The following is an 18,064-nucleotide window of genomic DNA, read 5'->3' as shown; positions in this document are numbered from 1 at the left end:
AGTCCCCGGCGGCTCCCACGTCTCGCTGCGCTCAACGCGGGGCCCTCGCCGCCGTGGGCCCATCCAGCGGCTCCCACGTCTCGCTGCGCTCACCGCGGGGCCCTCGCCGCCGTGGGCCCATCCAGCGGCTCCCACGTCTCGCTGCGCTCAACGCGGGGCCCTCGCCGCCGTGGGCCCATCCAGCGGCTCCCACGTCTCGCTGCGCTCAACGCGGGGCCCTCGCCGCCGTGCGTGCAAGCGCCACCATTAGAATGGACAGATGACCACTACCGTCGGCCCCGGCACAGCCCCCGGCACCTATTCAGCCAGCAACACAGTCACAGACGCAGGCTTAAAGGGAAAAGAACGGACGGACATCTCGGAGCAGTCGTCCACCGACCTCCTCAGCGCCGCTGACATCCCTTGGAACCTCGTGATCTGGAACGATCCCGTCAACCTCATGAGCTACGTGAGCTACGTCTTCCAAAGCTACTTCGGCTATTCCGAGGCAAAATCCAACAAGCTCATGCTTGAGGTCCACAAGAAGGGCCGGTCCATCGTGGCGTACGGTGGCAAGGAACAAGTGGAGCAGCACGCGGTTGCCATGCACGGCTATGGTTTGTGGGCAACAGTTGAAAAGGCAAGCAGCGGCGACGGCCGGGGACGCAAGGGCGGCGCACGTGGCTAAGGCTTTCAAGTACGGACTCAAAGGCATCACCGGGTACCTTGAGCCCGCCGAGCGCGATCTCCTGCGCGGACTCCTGGATGACGTCATTTCAATGCTCGAGCCGGAGCTGTCGAGGAACGAAGATCCCCTGACGGCCTTGATCGGCCTGGACATGGACGTCAAGGAACCGTCCGACCGAGCCCTTTTGCGGCTGTTGCCGAACGTCATGAAGAACGACGACGCCGCGTCCCTCGAGTTCCGCCAGCTCACCGAGCGCTCGCTGAGGGAAGGAAAAATCGGCGCCCTCCGGGCCGCCGCGATGGGCCTGGACCGAAACGAGCTCGTCCTCACCCCGGAGGAGGCGAAGCTTTGGTCCATGGCCCTCAACGATGTCCGTTTGGTGCTGGCGGAGCGCCTCGATATCCGCGACGAAGCGGATGCCGACCATGTCCACGCCATGCAGGACTGGTCCCAGGCCGAAGACGTAGAGAGCTACCTGGCGCTCGTCTACAACTTCACCACGTGGCTCCAGGAATCGTTGGTCCAGGCCATGATGACCTCGATGGACCGGAAGCCCTGAGTGGAATTGCCGGGCCTTGTGGGCCTCCGTGTGACAAAACAGACACGAGGCCCCCGCCACATGTCATGGCTGCAGCACATGCCTTGGCTTATTCTTCTAGAATCATGAACTCAGCATCGGACCCGGTATCGGGTGGGGAGAGCGCCGCCGCCGCGCGGGAATCACAGCGCAAGCCGGATTCGCTGCGCAAGCCGGAATCACTGAACAGCCAGGCACACAACCCCTTGCTGGGATCACGCCCCATCGGTGTCTTCGATTCCGGTGTCGGCGGACTGACCGTGGCACGGTCCATCATCGACCAGCTGCCCCATGAGTCGATCATCTATGTGGGGGACACTGCCAACGGACCGTACGGGCCGCTCCCCATCGCCGAAGTCCGGGCCAATGCGCTTGGCGTCATGGACGAGCTCGTGGACTCCGGTGTCAAGCTCCTGACCATCGCCTGCAACTCGGCTTCGGCCGCGGTTTTGCGCGATGCCCGCGAACGCTATACGGCCCGTTACGGGATTCCCGTCATCGAGGTCATTCAGCCCGCAGTCCGCCGCGCTGTGTCCGCGACAAGATCCGGCCGGATCGGCGTCATCGGGACATCCGCCACAGTGGGTTCCCGGGCCTACGAGGACACCTTCGCCGCGGCGCCGGACCTGACGATCACTTCGGTGGCCTGTCCGGAATTCGTGAGTTTCGTGGAAGCCGGCATCACCACCGGTCCCGAACTGCTGGCCGCGGCCCACGAATACCTGGAGCCGCTCAGGGACGCAGGCGTGGACACCGTGGTGTTGGGCTGCACGCACTATCCCTTGCTCACCGGCGTGATCTCCTTCGTCATGGGGGAAGACGTCACCCTTGTGTCGAGCGCCGAGGAGACCGCCAAAGACGTTTACCGCGCCTTGGCCACCCACGGGATCCAGAGGACCGATCCCGGTGTGCCGCGGCACGACTTCATGGCCACGGGCGACGCTGTCCAATTCGAAACCCTGGCGCGCCGTTTCCTCGGCCCGGAGGTCCTGTCCGTACGCCACGTGGACCACGTGGCCGCCCAATACCCGACCGGAAGCCTCGCGCGGATCACTCCGGAAATGTTGGAGGCCGCCCGCGCCGGCGGCCATCATGCGAGGACGTCCAATTTCGTTGATCCTGCAGCATTCACCATGAACGAATTCGGCGCGGCCCGCGGGGGCCGCATCCAGTGAAACTGACCATTGTTGGCTGCACGGGTTCCTTCCCCGGTCCCGGCTCTCCGGCGTCGTGCTATCTGCTGACGGCGCACGACGGTGAGCGCCAGTGGAAGATCGTCATGGACCTTGGCAGCGGTGCCCTCGGGGCCATCCAGCGCTACACCGACCTCGAAGATATCGACGCCATCTTCCTGACCCACTTGCACCCGGACCACTGCATGGATCTCTGCGGACTGCACGTGGCCGTCCGCTGGAAGCCGGGTGGCTGGGGACGGGAGAGGATCCCCGTCTGGGGTCCCGCCGCGACAGCAGACCGTATGGCCACCGCCTACGGTTTGGAGTTGGACCCGGGAATGCACGAGGAATTCGACTTCAGCAACTGGAGTGAACGCCAATCCGTTCAACTCGGGCCGTTCACCGTGACACCGTACGCCGTGAACCACCCGGTGGAAGAGGCCTACGCCTTGCGCGTGGAGGTCACAGAGCCGGACAAAGACGGCAAAGCCGTGAGCCGGGTCCTCACGTACTCGGGAGACACCGACTCGTGCGCCGGACTCGAAGACGCCGCCCGCAACGCCGATCTCTTCCTGTGCGAGGCCGCTTTCGAAGAAGGGCGCGACGACGGCATCAAGGATGTGCACTTGACCGGCAAACGGGCGGGCCAGGCCGCGACGGCAGCAGGAGCCCGACGCCTCCTGCTGACCCATATCCCGGTCTGGACATCGCAGACCAAAGTCATGGCCGAGGCGCGGCCCGAGTTCGCCGGCGATGTCGCCGTCGCGGTTGCCGGAGTCCACTACACCGTCTGAAGGCCGCCGCCCGACGACGGGATCCGGCTGCGTCGTCCGATGGCGCAGTCCAACTGTGCTGTCCGGCGAGGGCCACGGGATCGCTAAGCTTGCAGTATGACTTCCGAAGCCACATCTGTCCCCGTCATCCGTGCCGACGGCCGCACACCCGATCAACTCCGTCCCATCAGCATCACCCGCGGCTGGTCCAAGCAGGCCGAAGGTTCTGCCCTGATCGAATTCGGCAACACCCGGGTGCTGTGCACGGCTTCCCTGACCGAGGGCGTTCCGCGCTGGCTTAAGGGCGAAGGCCGCGGCTGGGTCACGGCCGAGTACGCGATGCTGCCGCGGGCCACGAACACCCGTTCCGACCGTGAGTCCGTCAAGGGCAGGATCGGCGGACGCACGCACGAAATTTCGCGCCTGATCGGCCGCTCGCTGCGTTCCATCATCGACACCAAGGCCCTGGGCGAGAATACGATCGTGCTGGACTGCGATGTCTTGCAGGCCGACGGCGGCACGCGCACCGCGGCGATTACCGGCGCCTACGTGGCGCTCGCCGAAGCGATCCGCTTCGCCCGCGAGAACAAGATGATCGCGAAGAACGCACAGCCGCTGATCGACACCATCGCTGCGGTTTCCGTGGGAATCATCGATGGCATCCCGATGTTGGACCTGCCGTACGTGGAGGACGTCCGCGCGGAAACCGACATGAACGTGGTGGTCACGGGCTCCGGCAAGTTCGTTGAAGTGCAAGGCACCGCGGAGGGAGCCCCCTTCGACCGCGACGAACTGAATGCCTTGCTGGACCTTGCCCTGATCGGCACCGGCGAGCTGGCGGCAATCCAGCGCGAGACCCTGGCCGAGGCCCCGTGAGCGGGTCGACCACGCCGCGGCTCGTTCTCGCCACCCACAACAAGGGAAAACTGCGCGAACTCCGGGAACTCCTCAGGGGGCAAGTGCCAGGACTCGACGTCGATACCCAAGTGGTCGATGCGGCCGCAGCCGGCGCTCCCGATGTTGCCGAGACCGGCGTGACGTTTGCCGAGAACTCCCTCCTCAAGGCACGGGCCGTGGCTGAAGCCACAGGTATGGTGGCAATCGCCGATGACTCGGGACTGGCCGTGGACGTCCTGGGCGGAGCGCCGGGCATCTTCTCGGCCCGCTGGTCCGGCCGGCACGGTGACGATGCCGCCAACCTCGAGCTCTTGCTGGCGCAACTCTCCGACGTCCCCGACGCCCACAGGGGAGCCGCGTTCGTGTGCGCCGCGGCGCTCGCTGTACCGGCCGCCGTCGACGGCGGGGCGCGCGAGGTGGTCGAGTACGGACAGCTGGAAGGCACTCTGTTGCGCGAACCGCGCGGCGCGGGCGGATTCGGGTACGACCCCGTGCTGCAGCCCGAGGGGCTGGACCGCAGTTGCGCGGAGCTGAGTTCCGAGGAGAAGAACGCCATCAGCCACCGTGGCAAGGCGTTCAGGGCGCTGCTACCGGCCATCGTGGACGCCTTGCGCTAATACTCCCGCCCGGCATTAACCGGAAAAGGCGCCCCGCAACTGCAGGGTGCCTTTCCTATAAGTCAGCGGGTTTAGCGCTCGCCGTGCTTTCCGGCGTCGCTTCCGTCGACGAACTCCTCGGTGGGTTGCGCGCCCCGGTCCGTGGCTTTGCGCTTTGCCAGGATGCCGCGGAGGACCTCGACGGCCACGGGGACCACTGAGAGGAGCACGATGACCACGAAGATGATGTCCAGGTTGTCCCGGACCCACGGGACCTTGTCGCCGAGCAGGTAGCCGAGCAGCGTGACGCCGCCGCCCCAGAGCGCCGCCCCGATGACGTTGAAAATGAAGAACTTGCGCTTGTCCATCTGGGCGACGCCGACAATCACCGGGACGAAGGTGCGGATGATCGGAACGAAGCGGGCAAGGACCAGGGCCTTGCCACCGTGCTTTTCGAAGAAGGCGTGCGCGCTCTCGACGTTCTCCCGCTTGAACAGCTTGGAATCAGGCTTGTTGAAGATGGCCGGTCCGGCTTTGGAGCCGATGAGGTAGCCGCTCTGGTTGCCGATGATCGCAGAAACGACGATGAGGGCGGCAAGAGCCCAGATATTGAACTTGATGGTATCCGTGGCGACGAGGAGCCCGGCGGTGAAGAGCATCGAGTCGCCAGGCAGGAAGAAGCCCACCAGGAGTCCCGTTTCGGCGAACACAATGCCGCACACGAGCAGGACTACCCATGGGGCCAATGCGGGGTCGGCCAGGAAGACCTGGGGGTTCAGCCAGTCGGGGAGGAGCGCGGACATATGCGGCTGCACCTGCCCTGCACCCCCCAAAGCGGATACGGCAAAGTCGTTCATCGCAGAAAGGGTCACCCTTCAAGGGTACGGGACAACCGCCGTCGGGCCCTTGCGACTGTGCCTGGGGGTGTCTGACAGACACTGCCACCAATCGCCCGACATGCGTAGCGTGGTGGACGTGGAGAGAAGAGACGAGAACTTCTGCGTCCGCAGCCAACTGACCATGAATGACGAGGAAGAACGTTTGATGCGCGACGTAGCAATTCCCAGGACAGCGGCCACGGTCGCTCCTGCGTCAGCTCCGGTGTTCCCGTGGGGCGGTCTCCTGATCCTCGCCGCAGCAGGCTTCACCGCAGTGACTACGGAACTCCTCCCGTCCGGGCTGCTGCCGCAGATCAGCAGGGACCTGGGGGTAGACGAATCGGCCGTTGGCTCCCTGACGGCCGCTTATGCCGCAGTCATCGTCTTCACGGCCCTTCCCCTGTCCAGGCTCCTCGGCGGACGAGTCCCCCGTAAGGCGTTGTTGATCGGCACCGTGCTCGCGTTCGCGCTGAGCAATGTCCTGTTGGCGTCGAGCCCGAGCCTGGGATTGGCAGTTGCGGCAAGGCTCCTCGGAGGCGTGGCCCACGGGATGCTGTGGTCAAGCATGGCCCCCTACGTCGCCAGGATCGTTCCAGCGCGCTCCGTCGGAAAAGCAATGGCCATGGTCTTCAGCGGTAACAGCATCGCGCTGGCCGTCGGCGCCCCGATCGGCACGCTCATGGGCTCGGTCCTCAGCTGGCGCGCCTCCTTCCTTATTCTGGCCGGAGTCGGTGCGGTTCTCGCGTTCCTGGCTATTTGGTTGCTTCCTGGCACCCCCGACGAGGACAGTACTACGACGCCGACGCTCCGCGGGGCCCTGAAGCTCCCCGGCGTGATCGCGGTGGCTACAGCCTGGCCGCTCTTGCTTTTGGGCCACTTCACCCTCTTCACCTACATCGCGCCGTTCCTCCATGTCTCCGGCCTGCCGGATGCCTTCACGGGCATTTCGCTGTCCGTGGTGGGGGTCGCCAGCCTCGTGGGGATCTGGATTGCCGGCCTCACTGCGGATTCCCATCCGCGGCGCTCCCTGATTTCCGCGGTCGCCCTGCTGGTGCTGGCCTTCGGCCTCTTGCCGCTGCTTGGCGGCACGTGGGTGGGTGAGCTCGTGCTCGTGACCGTGTGGGGAACCGCCTTCGGGGCCGTCGGCATCTACAACCAGGCAGCAATCCTTCGCGCCGGCGGAGAGCACAAGGACGCCGCGAACGGCTTGACCGTGGTGACCATTCAACTAGGCATCGCCGTCGGCGCCGGATTTGGCGCCCTGGCCCTGACTACTGTCGGAGCCCTGTGGGTGCCGCTAGCTGCAGCCGTCCCGACGGCGGCAGCGCTCGCAATCATCCTGGCCAGCCGCCGCGGCGGCTACCCCGCCGGTCCCCGGGAGAATCGGCCCCGCTCCATCGCGAAGCGCGGGCGCTAGGCCTCGCCAGCTTCCTCCGGCGGGGCTACCTTGGGCGCATGAACGAAGAGCGTGCGCCAAGGCGCCATGGGCGGGAAGAGGAAGGGAAAGCCCGGGACAAGGCGGGCAAGACTATCCCGGGCGAAAGCCCGGGCGTCAAGGTGGACCCGGACTTCATCCCGGATGAAAGCTCTGAAAACCCTAATGAAGAGCGCGCCCGGGAAACCCCCGAAGAGACCGGAAGCTGATTCTCCGGACAGGCATCCGGCAACTGACCGCGTGATGCCGAAAGACCCCGTTCCATCATGTGTTCAGTTCCATCATGAGGGGCGGTAGTTCGTCGGCAAGTTCCCGGGCGAGGTATCCGGGGCTTCCTTTCCGGCTGGCCAGCCTGTCCCCGGCTGCGGCATGGAGGTGCGAACCCCAGCAGGCTGCCTGCGCATCCGTCGTTCCGCGGGCCCGGAGTCCGGCGATGGTGCCGGCCAGGACGTCTCCGCTACCGGACGTTCCAAGTCCTCCGGAACCGGTGGTGATCTCCCAGCAATCCGTGGACCCGGCTGTATCCGCCGGGCCGGTGTTCGGGGGTTGGACAATGACGCCCTGGCAACTGACCACCGCCTGGTACTGGTGGGAGACTTCGGCGATGTCGTTGCGGATGTCTTCAGGATCCTGCCCGAGGAGCAGGCCCAACTCGGTCAGGTTCGGAGTCAGGATGAGATGCCCGGCCCATGGCTGGATATCAGGCAAGAGTCCCCTCAGGACCCCCAGTGCGTAAGCATCGAGGACAATCGTCTGGTTCCCGTGGATCCGTTCCTTGACTACAAGGTTCCGGAGCAGTTGGGCCGTCTCGTCCGCGTCATCAAGGCCAGGCCCGATCAGCACTGCTTCCGCTGATTCCAGTTCCGGCTGCAACGCCTCGTGGGCTGTCGAACGGACGGAGCCGGAGGACGTTTCGGGCAAGCCGATCACCCCTGCCTCCGGCAGGGCGACTGCCAAAGCAACGGCCGTGGATTCAGCAACGGCAAGCGTGAGGCGGCCCGCGCCGGCACGAAGCGCGGCGGTGCCGGCGAGGAGGGCGGCCCCCGGTGTTTTGCGGCTCCCACCTACGACCAGCACCGTCCCCCGATCGAGCTTGTCCGAACCTGGTGCCGGCAGCGGCCAGCTTCGCAAAAGGGTGGGGGTTACCGGGATGGCCGGCAGGTCACGGACGGACATCGGCGTCGCTCCCGTGCTCGGTGAGCGTGACTCCTTGCTCCAGGAGATGGTCTGCGATATTGAAGCTCTGCAGCGTCCAGGGGCCGTGACCTTCGGCGCGGATATACCGCGTAACGGAAGCGTTCAGAATGGTGTTTGTGCCGGCTATATCCAGCAGTTCCTGTTCGGAAAGCCCCTCCAGAAGGTACCGGAAAAGCAGGATGACGGCGTCATGGCCGACCACGAGGACCCGTTCTCTTCCGGAGATCTGTTCAAGATCGGAGAGAAAGCTCCGCAGCCGCAGCGCGACATCGGTCCAGGACTCGCCACCCGGAGGCCTGTAGTAGAACTTCCCCAACCATCGGCGACGCCGGGCCTCATCGGGCAGCCTCAGCTCCACTCCCTTGGCGGTCAGCATGTCCAGGACGCCAAGCTCGCGGTCCCTGAGCCGCTCATCCACGAGGAGCGACACCTTCCAGCCCGCCGCCCCTACGACCATTTCCGCGGTGCGACGCGCCCGGGCGTACGGAGAGCACAAGACCACGTCCGGGCACTGCGACGGTGGGAGCCGGCTGAACGAACTACCGAGAGCGGTGGCCTGCTCGTAACCGAGGGGGGACAGGTCGACGTCGGCATCCCGCGCCGGGACCTCAATGACTTCCGCGCCGGACAGTCCAGCCTTCGAGGCTGCTACGTTTCCCAGGCTCTCCCCGTGACGCACCAGGATCAGCTCGACGGCTCCATGGCCGGATAGTGCCCGCATGCTTTCGCTCACAAGAATCTCCTTCGTCGAGACAGGGACCGGACTGCTTCGGTGTCGCCCCGATAGCCACACGGTCATCGGCGTCGCCGGAGGACGGCGTCTAGCCAAGTTCGGCGCCGCGTCCTTCCCTTGGGTCTATGCTACTGCTAAGCATGCTTATTATTCCGCGATGCTTGAGTTGACATGGGGAGGAGCAAAATGAACGTCCTGATCAAACTACTTGGCCTGGTTGTGGGCATGGGTGCCGGAATGGCGGCGAACAAGGCCCTGGAGGCCATCTGGAGCAAGTCCACCGGGAATTCCGCGCCGAAGGATGCAACCAATCTGGAGGACTCCCTGCCCGGCGTGGTGCTGTTCGCCTTCGCTGGGGGCGCCGTAGGGGCGGTCATCCACGTCCTGACCCAAAGGACAACCAAGAAGGCGTTGATCAGGCTGCAGAAGACGGCGGACGAGGTCTGAACGTTTGCAGGTGACAAGGCCAACAACCCCTGCTGCGCCATGCGGATCCCTTTCCACCTGTAACCTTGACCAGTGGCATTGGACTTTACGGCGATCGACTTTGAGACTGCGAACGGCTTCAGGGGTTCTCCGTGCTCGGTCGGCCTCAGCAAGGTCCGCGGCGGCGTCGTGGTGGAGGAAGCTTCATGGCTCATGCGGCCTCCGGTAAACCATGACCACTTCGAGTACCACAACACCCGGATCCACGGCATCCGCGCCGAGGACGTCGCCGGGGCTCCACGCTTTGGCGAAGTCTTCCCCGAAATCGGCGCTTTCATCGGCGACGATATCCTTGCCGCCCACAATGCGGCATTCGATCTCGGCGTCATCCGTTCCGGGCTCGAAGTCTCCGGTCTGCCGGGCCCCGCTTACGAGTACGTCTGCACGGTGATGTTGTCCCGGCGGTGCTACTCCTTGGTGTCCAATTCCTTGCCCTACGCGGCGGAGGAGGCCGGCGTTCCCCTCGTGAACCACCACGACGCCGCCGAAGACGCCCGGGCCTGCGCCGGAATCCTGGTGGACATCGCGCACCGGAACAACGCCAACAGCATCGCCGAGCTCTACTTGTCCCTCGGCCTGGCCATACCCCGGCAACAGGCTTTCCAGCCCGGAGACGGACTCTCCAAGCAAACCCTCGCCGCGCTCGCGGCCGTCGGTGGAGGGCGCAGCGCGGTCGCTGGCGGGTCCGGCGTCGGGAATGGCGCCGGCCAGCTTGGACGCGCCTGGGGCAATTGGCCTGAAGAAGGCGACAACCCGGCGCCCAACCCCGCAGCGGAACCGGGCCACCCGCTCTTCGGGCAGACAGTCGTTTTCACCGGCGAGCTTGCGATGGCCCGGCCGGAAGCGAAACAGCGGGCAGCGGAGATGGGAGCGAGCCCGGAAAGCCGTGTGACCGGAAGGACAACGGTCCTGGTGGTAGGCGACGGCTTTGTTGCCGGCGATCTCCGGAACGGCCGCCTCACGGGCAAAGCAAAGCGGGTCCTTGAGCTGCACAGCCGAGGCCAGCAGATCGAGGTACTTTCCGAGGGTGAGTTCCTGCAGATGGTCGGCGGACGCTAGCGGCCGCAAAATTCACACGGAGCAACAAAGCTTCCTGTTGTGTAGCAGCGCTCCTAGCCTTGAGCCATGGCACAGGGAAAACAGGCCGATACCGCAGGGTTCACCGCAGCTCCGGCAGGCAGCCGATGGCGCGCCGCCTTCGCCTTCCCCAATCCGGTCAATGAGTATGCCGCCAGGATCACGGCCGGGCTCGTGGTTCTTGCGGCAGTTGCCACCCTCCTGAGCGGCCTCGGTGGGGGACTCGTGCTGATCGCGGCAGGGTTCTGGCTGCGGGTGTTGTTCGGTCCGAGGATCTCGCCGTTCGCTGTGCTATCCGTCAAATTGCTGGCCCCCCGGGTGGGGCCGGCCAAGCTTGTCCCGGGGCCGCCCAAGCGATTCGCACAGGGAATCGGCGCTGCGCTCAGCACGGCCGCCGTGGTCCTGTTCTTCGCCGGTTTCGCCTTGGGCGCCTGGATCCTGCTCGCCTTGCTGATTGTCGCGGCGTCCCTTGAATCGTTTGCGGGATTCTGCCTGGGCTGCGCCATCTTTGGTTTCCTGCAGAAGCACGGACTTATCCCCGAAGACGTGTGCGAAGCGTGCAACAACATCGCGCTTCGCCGGGTTTGACGCGCTCATTGGTTTTGGGCCTCCGGCCACCTAGCCCACGGTGACAGCGATAAGCCGTTGCGCCATGCCACGGATGACCTCAGGGGCCTCAAGGGCTTCAAGCCAGTCCGAGGGCAAAGCTTCTTCGCCATGGAATGCCCCGAGGATATTGCCCGCGATCGACGCGGTGGAGTCACTGTCACCGCTGTGGTTCAGCGCCACGGCTATGGCCTGGCGGAAATGGGCGGCCGGATCCAGCTGGCCCCCGGCGGTGGCGCCGGTTGCCAGCACCGCATAGAGTCCGACGGCGAGTGCCTCCTCCGCCACCCAGCCCTCGCCCAGGTGCGCCGTGAGTTCTTCCGGGCTGAGCAGGGTGCCGGCCGAGGACATCTCCAGCGCCTGGCGGAGCCGCTCGAGGAGTTCGGGAGCCGCATCGGGCAATGCCGACACCACGCCCAGGGCATGTTCGGCCGCGGTCCGTGGATCGGAACCCGCTGTCAGTTTGTGTACGAGGACGCTGAAGGCACCGGCAGTTTGCCGGGCTGAAGGGTGTCCGTGAGTCAACGATGCGGCATCAGTGCTCAGCTTGTAGACGGTGGCTTCGGAAATGTGCGGGACCAGGCCGAAGGGAGCGGACCGCATGACCGTGCCGCAGCCCTTCGATTCCGGATTGACGGGCCGAAATTTGGTCCCCATCTGGCCCGTGGCGAGTCCGCTCAGGCAGGCGTTGCCCGGATGCCTGCGATGCCGGAGGACCTCCTGGCTGTCGATCCACCGCGGTTGGGGAACAGGGGCTGACGACGGCAACACGATGCCCTGGGTCGCGAGCCATCGCAGGTAGGCCAGCCATAGGCACGCCGTTTCATCCGCCGCGACGCCGTCGTTGGCCCATTCGAGGGCCTCCACGATGCCGTCGACGGTGTACAGCGTCATCTGGGTGTCGTCCGAGAAGTGGCTGCCGCCGTCGAGCTGGCCGAAAGAGGTGAGGCCTGCGGCGCCGAAGCGCGAACGGATGGTGGCGACGTCGTCGAACTCGACGGCGTAGCCAAGCGAATCACCCAAGGCACCACCCAACAGGCACCCGCGGACGCGGGACTCGAAGGATGGCACGGCGGAGGGGGACGGTTCAGCACTCATAGTGGTAATTTACCGTGGCTGCTTCGTCGCTCTTCACCTGCCCGCTTATTCGGTGGCTCGCGAACCAGGAGGCAGTGATGCGTGAACCCGCGTGGCGGAAAACCGAAAAACTCCGGACTACAGATTCTCCCTCGCAAATGAGCGGACCTTTTTTGCGTGGATCCGTACTTCGTTGGCGCTGCGGGCCGGTGCTGTCGCCATCGACCAGCTTGCTCGGAACATCGCGCCGCAGCCCGTGCGCATTGTCTTGTGCGTGGTGCTGTCCATCATCGGCGCGGGGCTCGCGACCCTTGCCTCCCGGAGGTGGGCGCAGATGGAGGCGGCGATGCGCAACGACCAGGCGTTGCCGTTCTTGATGATTGCAAGCGCCCTGTCCATCACCGCCCTCGCCTGCGCTGCGGTCGCCGCAATCGCGTTGGGCGGCTAGGCTCGGATTCAGGAAGCGTCCAGACTGGGCTGACACGATGCTGCGGGGCAAGGATGCGGTCCGCCGCGTGGCGTTGCCCTGGCTGGAGCATTCGCCTCCGCAAAAGAGAACCCGAACTTCGAATTAAGGAATCCCTCGAGATGACCACGACTGTGTCCATTCCCTCCTCCCGCGGCCCCGGGCTCCTTGCCCGGTCGTTCGCTGAAGCTCTGGGGACGCTGTTCCTTGTGGTTGTTGGCTTGGGTGTGTTGATCTTCATCAACCCCCAGGCGGTTCCGATGCCGGCCTCGCTGGCAAGCGGCCTGACTGTCGCCGCGGCCATGCTTGCTTTCGGTTACCTGTCGGGCGGCCACTTCAACCCGGCCATCACGGTTGGCCACCTGGTTGCCGGCCGGATGAAGCTCGTTGATGGGGCCGCATACGTGGGGGCCCAGATTGCGGGCGGCCTCTTGGGCGCTTTGGCGCTCTTCGCCGTCGTACGGACTGTGCCAAATATCCCGGATAGCCGAGCCGTCTTTGAAACCTCGACGTCGGGTTTCGGTGCGCATTCCCCCTTCCAGGTTCCGGTGACCGGTGTGATGCTCGTAGAGGTCCTCGGCGCTGCACTCCTGGTGGGGGTCTTCCTGGGGGTAACCGCCCGGCGCAATCCCAGCAAACTCGCCGCGCCGTTCGCAGTCGGCCTGACCGTCGCAGTCCTGCTGCAGCTGGGTCAATCCACCGGCAATCTCGCCTTCAACCCGGCCCGTGCCACTGCGTCCGCCGTCTTCAGCTCAAGCTGGGCGGTGGAGCAGCTTTGGCTCTTCTGGGTCGCACCGCTCGTGGGCGCCGCGATCGCCGGCCTCATCTTCCGAGGGTTCGGCGAGTCGACTCCTGCGGCTGTGACCGAGGTCGAGGAACCCGCAATTTCTGAGGACGCAGAATCGTTGCCGTCCGACGCCTGGGATGAAAAGTCCGACGACGACGCTGACCCGGCCCTTCCGGAAAGTGCGGCCGACGTTTCCGAGCCCGTTCCGACGCCCGTCGATGAGCCTGCCGAAGCCCCCGCCGCGGCACCCGTCGAAGAGAAGCCCGTCGTCGACCCGGCCCGTGAATTCTTCGATGGCAAGCGGGGCTGACGCAGGTATTCAGCTGCCGGGAACGCCCAGTTACGGCCGGTGCCGCCGCGCCGCACCATTAATGTCCGTGCCTCCGCTTAGCGTGAAAACATGAGGCTTTTGCACACGTCGGATTGGCATCTTGGACGATCGTTCCATGGCGTCGGGATGCTCGATGCCCAGCGCAACTTCATCGAGCAGATGCTGGCAGTCATCCGCGAGCAGTCGGTGGACGTCGTCCTGATTGCGGGCGACGTCTACGACCGCGCCCTCCCCGGCCTGGATGTCGTCAAGCTTCTGGACGACGCCCTCGTGCGCATCACGGACGCCGGGGCCAAGGTGGTGCTGACAAGCGGCAACCACGATTCCGCGATCCGCCTCGGGTTCGCTTCACGCCTGCTGGAGCGCGGAGGAGTCCATTTGAGGACCCGCGTGGAGGACCTCGATTCTCCCGTCCTGTTCCCCTTGGATAGCAACAGCGACAGCAACGACAACGCAGCCCAGGCCGGCGCGCCGGTGCTCGCCATCTACGGCATTCCGTACCTCGAACCGAGGCTTGTTTCCGAACGGCTCGGTACTCAAACCGCGAGTCATTTTGACGTCACCCAAGCCGCGGTGCAGCTCATCCGTGAGGACACTGCCCGGAGAAGCGAAGCAGGCCCGGTGCACTCCGTGGTGTTGGCACACACCTTCGCGAGCGGCGGCATTACCTCGGACAGCGAACGCGATCTGAGCATCGGCGGTTTGGGGGCAGTGCCCCTGGATCTCTTCGATGGCTTCGGCTACACGGCCCTGGGGCACTTGCACGGGCGCCAGGAACTTTCGGAGCACGTCCGGTATTCGGGTTCGCCGCTGGCGTACTCGTTCTCCGAAGCCAAGCACCGGAAGGGTGCATGGTTGATTGACATCGGCATCGACGGTGTTGAGGGCGTCGAGGAAGTACTGTGGACAGCTCCTCGGGAGCTGGCGATCCTCCGCGGGAAGCTTGCGGAGCTTTTGGAGTCGGAGCAATATTCCTGGGCCGAGACTGCGTATTGCCAGATCACCCTCACGGACTCAGCGCGGCCGGCGCAGGCCATGGAACAATTGCGTGCCCGGTTCCCGGACACCCTGGTGCTGGGCTTTGACCCCGAAGACGCCGCCGGAAGGGTCAAGGCCAGCTACAGCAGCAGGCTTGCCGAAGCCGAGGACGATCTGGGTGTGTGCTGCGGCTTCCTCGACCATGTGCGGGGAAGGCCCGCTGACGAGACCGAACTTTCCGCACTTCGTGAAGCCTTGGAAGCAGTCCGGCTGGAAGGAGCAGAGCTGTGAGAATCCACCGACTCGACATTGAGGCATTCGGGCCGTTTGCCGGACTTCAGTCGATTGACTTCGACCAGCTGGGGGCCCAAGGTTTGTTCCTCTTGAACGGTGCTACGGGTGCAGGAAAGACAAGCGTGCTCGACGCCATCTGCTTTGCGTTGTATGGCTCCGTCCCGGGCGCCCGCCAGGATGGCAAACGCTTGCGCAGCGACCACGCGGAGCCGGCTGCGGAGCCGCGGGTTGTCTGCGAATTTTCGGCGCGGGGCAGGCGCTTTGAGGTTACCCGTTCCCCGGCCTGGGACAGGCCAAGCGCCCGTGGACGCAAGGGCTTCACCACCCAGCAGGCCAAAACCCTTCTGCGCGAACGGGTCAACGGCTCGTGGGAGGAAAAGACCTCGCGCAACGACGAAGCCGGCATGGAAATCGGTGACGTCCTGGGGATGGACCGGGAACAATTCACCAGGGTGGTCATGCTCCCGCAGGGGGACTTCGCGGCCTTCTTGCGTTCCAAGGCATCCGACCGGCTCGATCTTCTGCAGAAGCTCTTCGGAACCCAGCGCTTTGAAGCGATCGAGCAACAGTTGGCACTCCAGGCAAACGCCGCGCGCGCGCAAGTGGAGGACAACCGGAACGTCCTGGAGTTGCTCGTGCAAAGGGCGGAGTCGGAGTACGCCCAACTTGGCATTGAAGAGGCCGACACGGCGGATCTTGATGGTCAAGGATCCAGTGGGCCCGCGCCTGAACTCCGGCTCGGGAACCTTGAAGCCCTGGCCCGGGCCGAATCTTTGGCGCGGCAGCAAGCCGCCGGCACTGCCGATGCCGTCCGGCTTCACCTGGCAGACAAGCTCACCTCCGCCCGGGAACGGGTCCAACGGCACGCGAAGCTCGACGCCGCCACGCGACGGCGCGAAGTGCTCTCCTCGAGCGCGGGCGAAGTGCGGGAAACCCGCGAGCGGCTCGGGCGCCACCGGAAAGCCGCCGTACTCGGCGGACAGCTCGACGCCGTAGACCGCGCCACGAACGCCCTCGGCCTGGCGGGCTCAACGGCAGAGTCGGCGACGGCGAAGCTTCGTGCCGCCGCCCTGGACCCAAGCGACCCCGGCACGTCCCTCGCCAGGATCCACGAAACGATGGCGGTCGTGGAAGCCCGGATCGGGGACGAACAAAAGCTCGAGGACATCAGTGCCAGGCTGGACGCACTCACCTTGTCGGCAGGGCAGCGCGAGTCGGCCAAAGCCGAACGCGCCCTTGCTTTGGCCGGCCTCCGTGGCGAGGCAATTGCCTTGGAGGGTGAACTGGCCCCGCTGGAAACGGCCGCTGTGGGGCTGCCCGTCCGCGAAGGCGAAGCAGCAGCAGCGGGGAACACCGTCAAGACCGTAGCCCGTTACGCCATCGCCCGGGATTCCTTGGCCGCGGCAGTGAAGCGCCACGCGTTGGCCCGGGCGCTTTCCCAGGACCTTCGCCAACTCTGGCTGGATCTCCGCGAGTCCCGGCTGGCCAATGCCGCCGGCGAGCTCGCCGCAAAGCTGCGGGATGGCGACGCCTGCCCGGTGTGCGGAAGCGCCGAGCACCCATCGCCGGCGGCTGCCGGGCTCACCGCGCTGGCACTTGCCGAGGAAGAGCAATCCGCCCACGAACGCTATGACGCGAGCGAACACGAACTGCTTCAGGCTTCGGCCGAGCTCGCGTCCGCCGAGCAGGAAGTCGCCGTACTCGCCGCCCAGGGCGGAGACATCGATCCGAAGGAAGCTGCTGCGGCGGAGGCGCGGGCCAAAGACGCCCTGGCTTCGGCGCGTTCCGCCGTCGAAGGACTTGAACGGGTCAAGGCAGACCTCGCACGCACCGCGGAGCGTATTTCCCGTTTGGAGGAGGAACAAGTCCGGGAGGACACTGCCGCGGCTCAGGCCGAATCCACCATGGTTCTGCTGGACGAGCAACGTGAGGCCTTGGACGCCATGCTTGGCGGTCTCCGTGATGGCTTCGACACGCTACGCAGCCGGATAGAGGCATTGACCGCGCAACGCGATCTCCTGCAATCGGCTGTGGCCGCGGGCGTCCAGCTGGAACGTGCCCGGGAGGCTGTGGATGATGCGTCCACAGCTTTGGACCGCGCCCTTTCGGCGAACGGGTTCGAGACCGCGGAGGCTGCGCGGCTCGAAATCCTCGACGAGCAGCATGCCGCCAGGCTTGAGGAAGCCATCAGGGCCGCCGAGACCGAGAACGCAAGACTCGCGGAACTCTTCGAATCCGAGGACCTCGTGCTCGCCGCAAAGGAAGCGCAGATCGGAGAGGTGCCCCTGACCGCCGTCGAGCTTGCCGCCCTCGAACAGGAGGCCGGGCAAAGCGAAGAAACGGCCCGCCGTTTGGCTCTATCTGCCGGGCTGGCTGCACGGACCGTGACCAGCCTGGCCGCAATCCGCTCGCAGTACGAAGAGGCTGCCGACGCCGGGCGCGGCCCCCGCGAACGCGCCCGGGTTCTCAACGAACTCGCCGAGACCGCCAGGGGGGCAGGTGACAACGGTTACAAAATGAGTCTCAACAGCTATGTCCTGGCCGCTCGCCTTGAACAGGTCGCGGCTGCGGCCTCGGAGCGGCTGATCGCCATGAGCGATGGCCGGTACACCCTGCAACACACCGACGCCAGGGCAGCACGCGGCGCGAAATCCGGCCTGGGCCTGGAAGTCGTGGACGAGTGGACGGGCCAGCGGCGGGACACCGCAACGCTGTCCGGCGGGGAGTCGTTCATGGCTTCGCTCGCGTTGGCCCTCGGGCTCGCGGATGTGGTCCAGCACGAAGCCGGAGGCGTGGACATCGAGACCTTGTTCGTGGATGAGGGCTTCGGGAGCCTTGACGAGCAATCCCTTGAGCAGGTCATGGATGCGCTCGAAGGACTGCGCGACGGCGGCAGGGTAGTGGGGCTTGTCAGCCACGTTGCCGAGATGAAGCAGAGAATCGGCAGCCAGTTGCAAGTGACCAAGAACCGGAATGGCTCCACTGTGCGGATCGTCGACGCCGCGGCGGCCTGACAATGCCGGTTTGAGGCGCT

Annotated in this window: 19 protein-coding genes; 15 read left to right on the top strand and 4 right to left on the bottom strand. The window is 65.5% G+C overall.

All coding sequences use genetic code 11. The annotated features are described in order from the left end of the window. Nucleotides 1-259 precede the first annotated feature (259 nt). The 6 genes from clpS (at nt 260) to rdgB (ending at nt 4,706) form a co-directional block, all read left to right on the top strand. Nucleotides 260-667: an ATP-dependent Clp protease adapter ClpS gene (gene clpS / locus OIT41_RS13100; RefSeq protein WP_078108496.1), complete on the top strand. Its 408-nt coding sequence runs from the start codon at nt 260-262 to the stop codon at nt 665-667. Beyond that, the gene (locus OIT41_RS13095; protein ID WP_078108497.1) at nt 660-1,226 is read left to right on the top strand and encodes a DUF2017 domain-containing protein; all 567 of its coding nucleotides are present in this window, start codon (nt 660-662) and stop codon (nt 1,224-1,226) included. The genes clpS and OIT41_RS13095 overlap by 8 nt, the downstream gene beginning before the upstream one ends. A gap of 104 nt (nt 1,227-1,330) precedes the next feature. After that, a complete protein-coding gene (murI, locus tag OIT41_RS13090) occupies nt 1,331-2,419 on the top strand; it encodes a glutamate racemase (protein ID WP_264636588.1) in 1,089 nt (362 codons plus the stop codon). After that, on the top strand, nt 2,416-3,213 hold the full coding sequence (locus OIT41_RS13085) for an MBL fold metallo-hydrolase (protein WP_241707423.1): 798 nt from the start codon (nt 2,416-2,418) through the stop codon (nt 3,211-3,213). Before murI ends, OIT41_RS13085 begins: the two co-directional genes overlap by 4 nt. A gap of 96 nt (nt 3,214-3,309) precedes the next feature. Further along, nucleotides 3,310-4,068 carry a ribonuclease PH gene (gene rph, locus OIT41_RS13080; protein WP_078108499.1) on the top strand — a complete coding sequence of 253 codons (759 nt, stop codon included), beginning with the start codon at nt 3,310-3,312 and terminating at the stop codon, nt 4,066-4,068. Then, nucleotides 4,065-4,706 carry an RdgB/HAM1 family non-canonical purine NTP pyrophosphatase gene (gene rdgB / locus OIT41_RS13075; RefSeq protein WP_241707424.1) on the top strand — a complete coding sequence of 214 codons (642 nt, stop codon included), beginning with the start codon at nt 4,065-4,067 and terminating at the stop codon, nt 4,704-4,706. The genes rph and rdgB overlap by 4 nt, the downstream gene beginning before the upstream one ends. 71 nt (nt 4,707-4,777) lie before the next feature. Here the strand turns inward: rdgB and OIT41_RS13070 are convergent, their stop codons facing one another. Further along, entirely contained in the window at nt 4,778-5,542 is a 765-nt protein-coding gene (locus OIT41_RS13070) for a DedA family protein (protein WP_264637960.1), read from the bottom strand. A 187-nt stretch (nt 5,543-5,729) separates the two neighbouring features. Here OIT41_RS13070 and OIT41_RS13065 point away from each other — a divergent pair, with 187 nt between their 5' ends. Continuing rightward, on the top strand, nt 5,730-6,980 hold the full coding sequence (locus OIT41_RS13065) for an MFS transporter (protein ID WP_413542331.1): 1,251 nt from the start codon (nt 5,730-5,732) through the stop codon (nt 6,978-6,980). 38 nt (nt 6,981-7,018) lie between these two features. Beyond that, nucleotides 7,019-7,207 (top strand): hypothetical protein, encoded by a 189-nt coding sequence (locus tag OIT41_RS13060; RefSeq protein ID WP_241707426.1) that lies wholly within the window; start codon nt 7,019-7,021, stop codon nt 7,205-7,207. Nucleotides 7,208-7,262: 55 nt separating this feature from the next. Here the strand turns inward: OIT41_RS13060 and OIT41_RS13055 are convergent, their stop codons facing one another. Continuing rightward, a complete protein-coding gene (locus OIT41_RS13055) occupies nt 7,263-8,174 on the bottom strand; it encodes an NAD(P)H-hydrate dehydratase (RefSeq protein WP_264636586.1) in 912 nt (303 codons plus the stop codon). Next, entirely contained in the window at nt 8,161-8,916 is a 756-nt protein-coding gene (locus OIT41_RS13050; RefSeq protein ID WP_264637959.1) for a histidine phosphatase family protein, read from the bottom strand. The genes OIT41_RS13055 and OIT41_RS13050 overlap by 14 nt, the downstream gene beginning before the upstream one ends. Before the next feature lie 198 nt (nt 8,917-9,114). Between OIT41_RS13050 and OIT41_RS13045 the strand changes: the two genes are divergently transcribed. The 3 genes from OIT41_RS13045 (at nt 9,115) to OIT41_RS13035 (ending at nt 11,079) form a co-directional block, all read left to right on the top strand. Then, entirely contained in the window at nt 9,115-9,375 is a 261-nt protein-coding gene (locus tag OIT41_RS13045; protein ID WP_264636585.1) for a DUF4235 domain-containing protein, read from the top strand. A gap of 72 nt (nt 9,376-9,447) precedes the next feature. Further along, nucleotides 9,448-10,473 carry an exonuclease domain-containing protein gene (locus tag OIT41_RS13040; RefSeq protein ID WP_264636584.1) on the top strand — a complete coding sequence of 342 codons (1,026 nt, stop codon included), beginning with the start codon at nt 9,448-9,450 and terminating at the stop codon, nt 10,471-10,473. A 66-nt stretch (nt 10,474-10,539) separates the two neighbouring features. Continuing rightward, nucleotides 10,540-11,079 (top strand): DUF4395 domain-containing protein, encoded by a 540-nt coding sequence (locus OIT41_RS13035; protein ID WP_241707430.1) that lies wholly within the window; start codon nt 10,540-10,542, stop codon nt 11,077-11,079. Nucleotides 11,080-11,109: 30 nt separating this feature from the next. Here OIT41_RS13035 and OIT41_RS13030 read toward each other — a convergent pair whose 3' ends face one another. Then, the gene (locus tag OIT41_RS13030) at nt 11,110-12,195 is read right to left on the bottom strand and encodes an ADP-ribosylglycohydrolase family protein (RefSeq protein WP_264636583.1); all 1,086 of its coding nucleotides are present in this window, start codon (nt 12,193-12,195) and stop codon (nt 11,110-11,112) included. 91 nt (nt 12,196-12,286) lie between these two features. On the opposite strand from OIT41_RS13030, the gene OIT41_RS13025 reads away from it, so the two are divergent. From OIT41_RS13025 to OIT41_RS13010, 4 genes are all read left to right on the top strand, one after another. After that, the gene (locus OIT41_RS13025; RefSeq protein WP_264636582.1) at nt 12,287-12,622 is read left to right on the top strand and encodes a YidH family protein; all 336 of its coding nucleotides are present in this window, start codon (nt 12,287-12,289) and stop codon (nt 12,620-12,622) included. Between the two features lie 140 nt (nt 12,623-12,762). Then, complete coding sequence (locus tag OIT41_RS13020; RefSeq protein WP_241707433.1) at nt 12,763-13,737, top strand: MIP/aquaporin family protein; 975 nt, start codon at nt 12,763-12,765, stop codon at nt 13,735-13,737. 90 nt (nt 13,738-13,827) lie between these two features. Beyond that, the gene (locus tag OIT41_RS13015) at nt 13,828-15,027 is read left to right on the top strand and encodes an exonuclease SbcCD subunit D (RefSeq protein WP_241707434.1); all 1,200 of its coding nucleotides are present in this window, start codon (nt 13,828-13,830) and stop codon (nt 15,025-15,027) included. After that, complete coding sequence (locus tag OIT41_RS13010; RefSeq protein ID WP_241707435.1) at nt 15,024-18,044, top strand: AAA family ATPase; 3,021 nt, start codon at nt 15,024-15,026, stop codon at nt 18,042-18,044. Before OIT41_RS13015 ends, OIT41_RS13010 begins: the two co-directional genes overlap by 4 nt. Nucleotides 18,045-18,064: the final 20 nt, after the last annotated feature.

This window comes from Arthrobacter sp. YA7-1, assembly GCF_025960325.1.
Lineage (GTDB): Bacteria > Actinomycetota > Actinomycetes > Actinomycetales > Micrococcaceae > Arthrobacter > Arthrobacter bambusae_A.
Note: the sequence above shows the minus strand (reverse complement) of the source record. Positions and strands in the feature narration are given on the sequence as shown.

Coding starts and splice junctions, on each gene's coding strand:
- OIT41_RS13065 (WP_413542331.1), top strand. CDS start 5,730: ATGCGCGACGTAGCAATTCCCAGGACAGCGGCCACGGTCGCTCCTGCG.
- OIT41_RS13035 (WP_241707430.1), top strand. CDS start 10,540: ATGGCACAGGGAAAACAGGCCGATACCGCAGGGTTCACCGCAGCTCCG.
- OIT41_RS13015 (WP_241707434.1), top strand. CDS start 13,828: ATGAGGCTTTTGCACACGTCGGATTGGCATCTTGGACGATCGTTCCAT.
- OIT41_RS13030 (WP_264636583.1), bottom strand. CDS start 12,195: ATGAGTGCTGAACCGTCCCCCTCCGCCGTGCCATCCTTCGAGTCCCGC.
- rph (WP_078108499.1), top strand. CDS start 3,310: ATGACTTCCGAAGCCACATCTGTCCCCGTCATCCGTGCCGACGGCCGC.
- OIT41_RS13070 (WP_264637960.1), bottom strand. CDS start 5,542: ATGAACGACTTTGCCGTATCCGCTTTGGGGGGTGCAGGGCAGGTGCAG.
- OIT41_RS13060 (WP_241707426.1), top strand. CDS start 7,019: ATGAACGAAGAGCGTGCGCCAAGGCGCCATGGGCGGGAAGAGGAAGGG.
- OIT41_RS13055 (WP_264636586.1), bottom strand. CDS start 8,174: ATGTCCGTCCGTGACCTGCCGGCCATCCCGGTAACCCCCACCCTTTTG.
- OIT41_RS13020 (WP_241707433.1), top strand. CDS start 12,763: ATGACCACGACTGTGTCCATTCCCTCCTCCCGCGGCCCCGGGCTCCTT.
- clpS (WP_078108496.1), top strand. CDS start 260: ATGACCACTACCGTCGGCCCCGGCACAGCCCCCGGCACCTATTCAGCC.
- murI (WP_264636588.1), top strand. CDS start 1,331: ATGAACTCAGCATCGGACCCGGTATCGGGTGGGGAGAGCGCCGCCGCC.
- OIT41_RS13045 (WP_264636585.1), top strand. CDS start 9,115: ATGAACGTCCTGATCAAACTACTTGGCCTGGTTGTGGGCATGGGTGCC.
- OIT41_RS13050 (WP_264637959.1), bottom strand. CDS start 8,916: ATGCGGGCACTATCCGGCCATGGAGCCGTCGAGCTGATCCTGGTGCGT.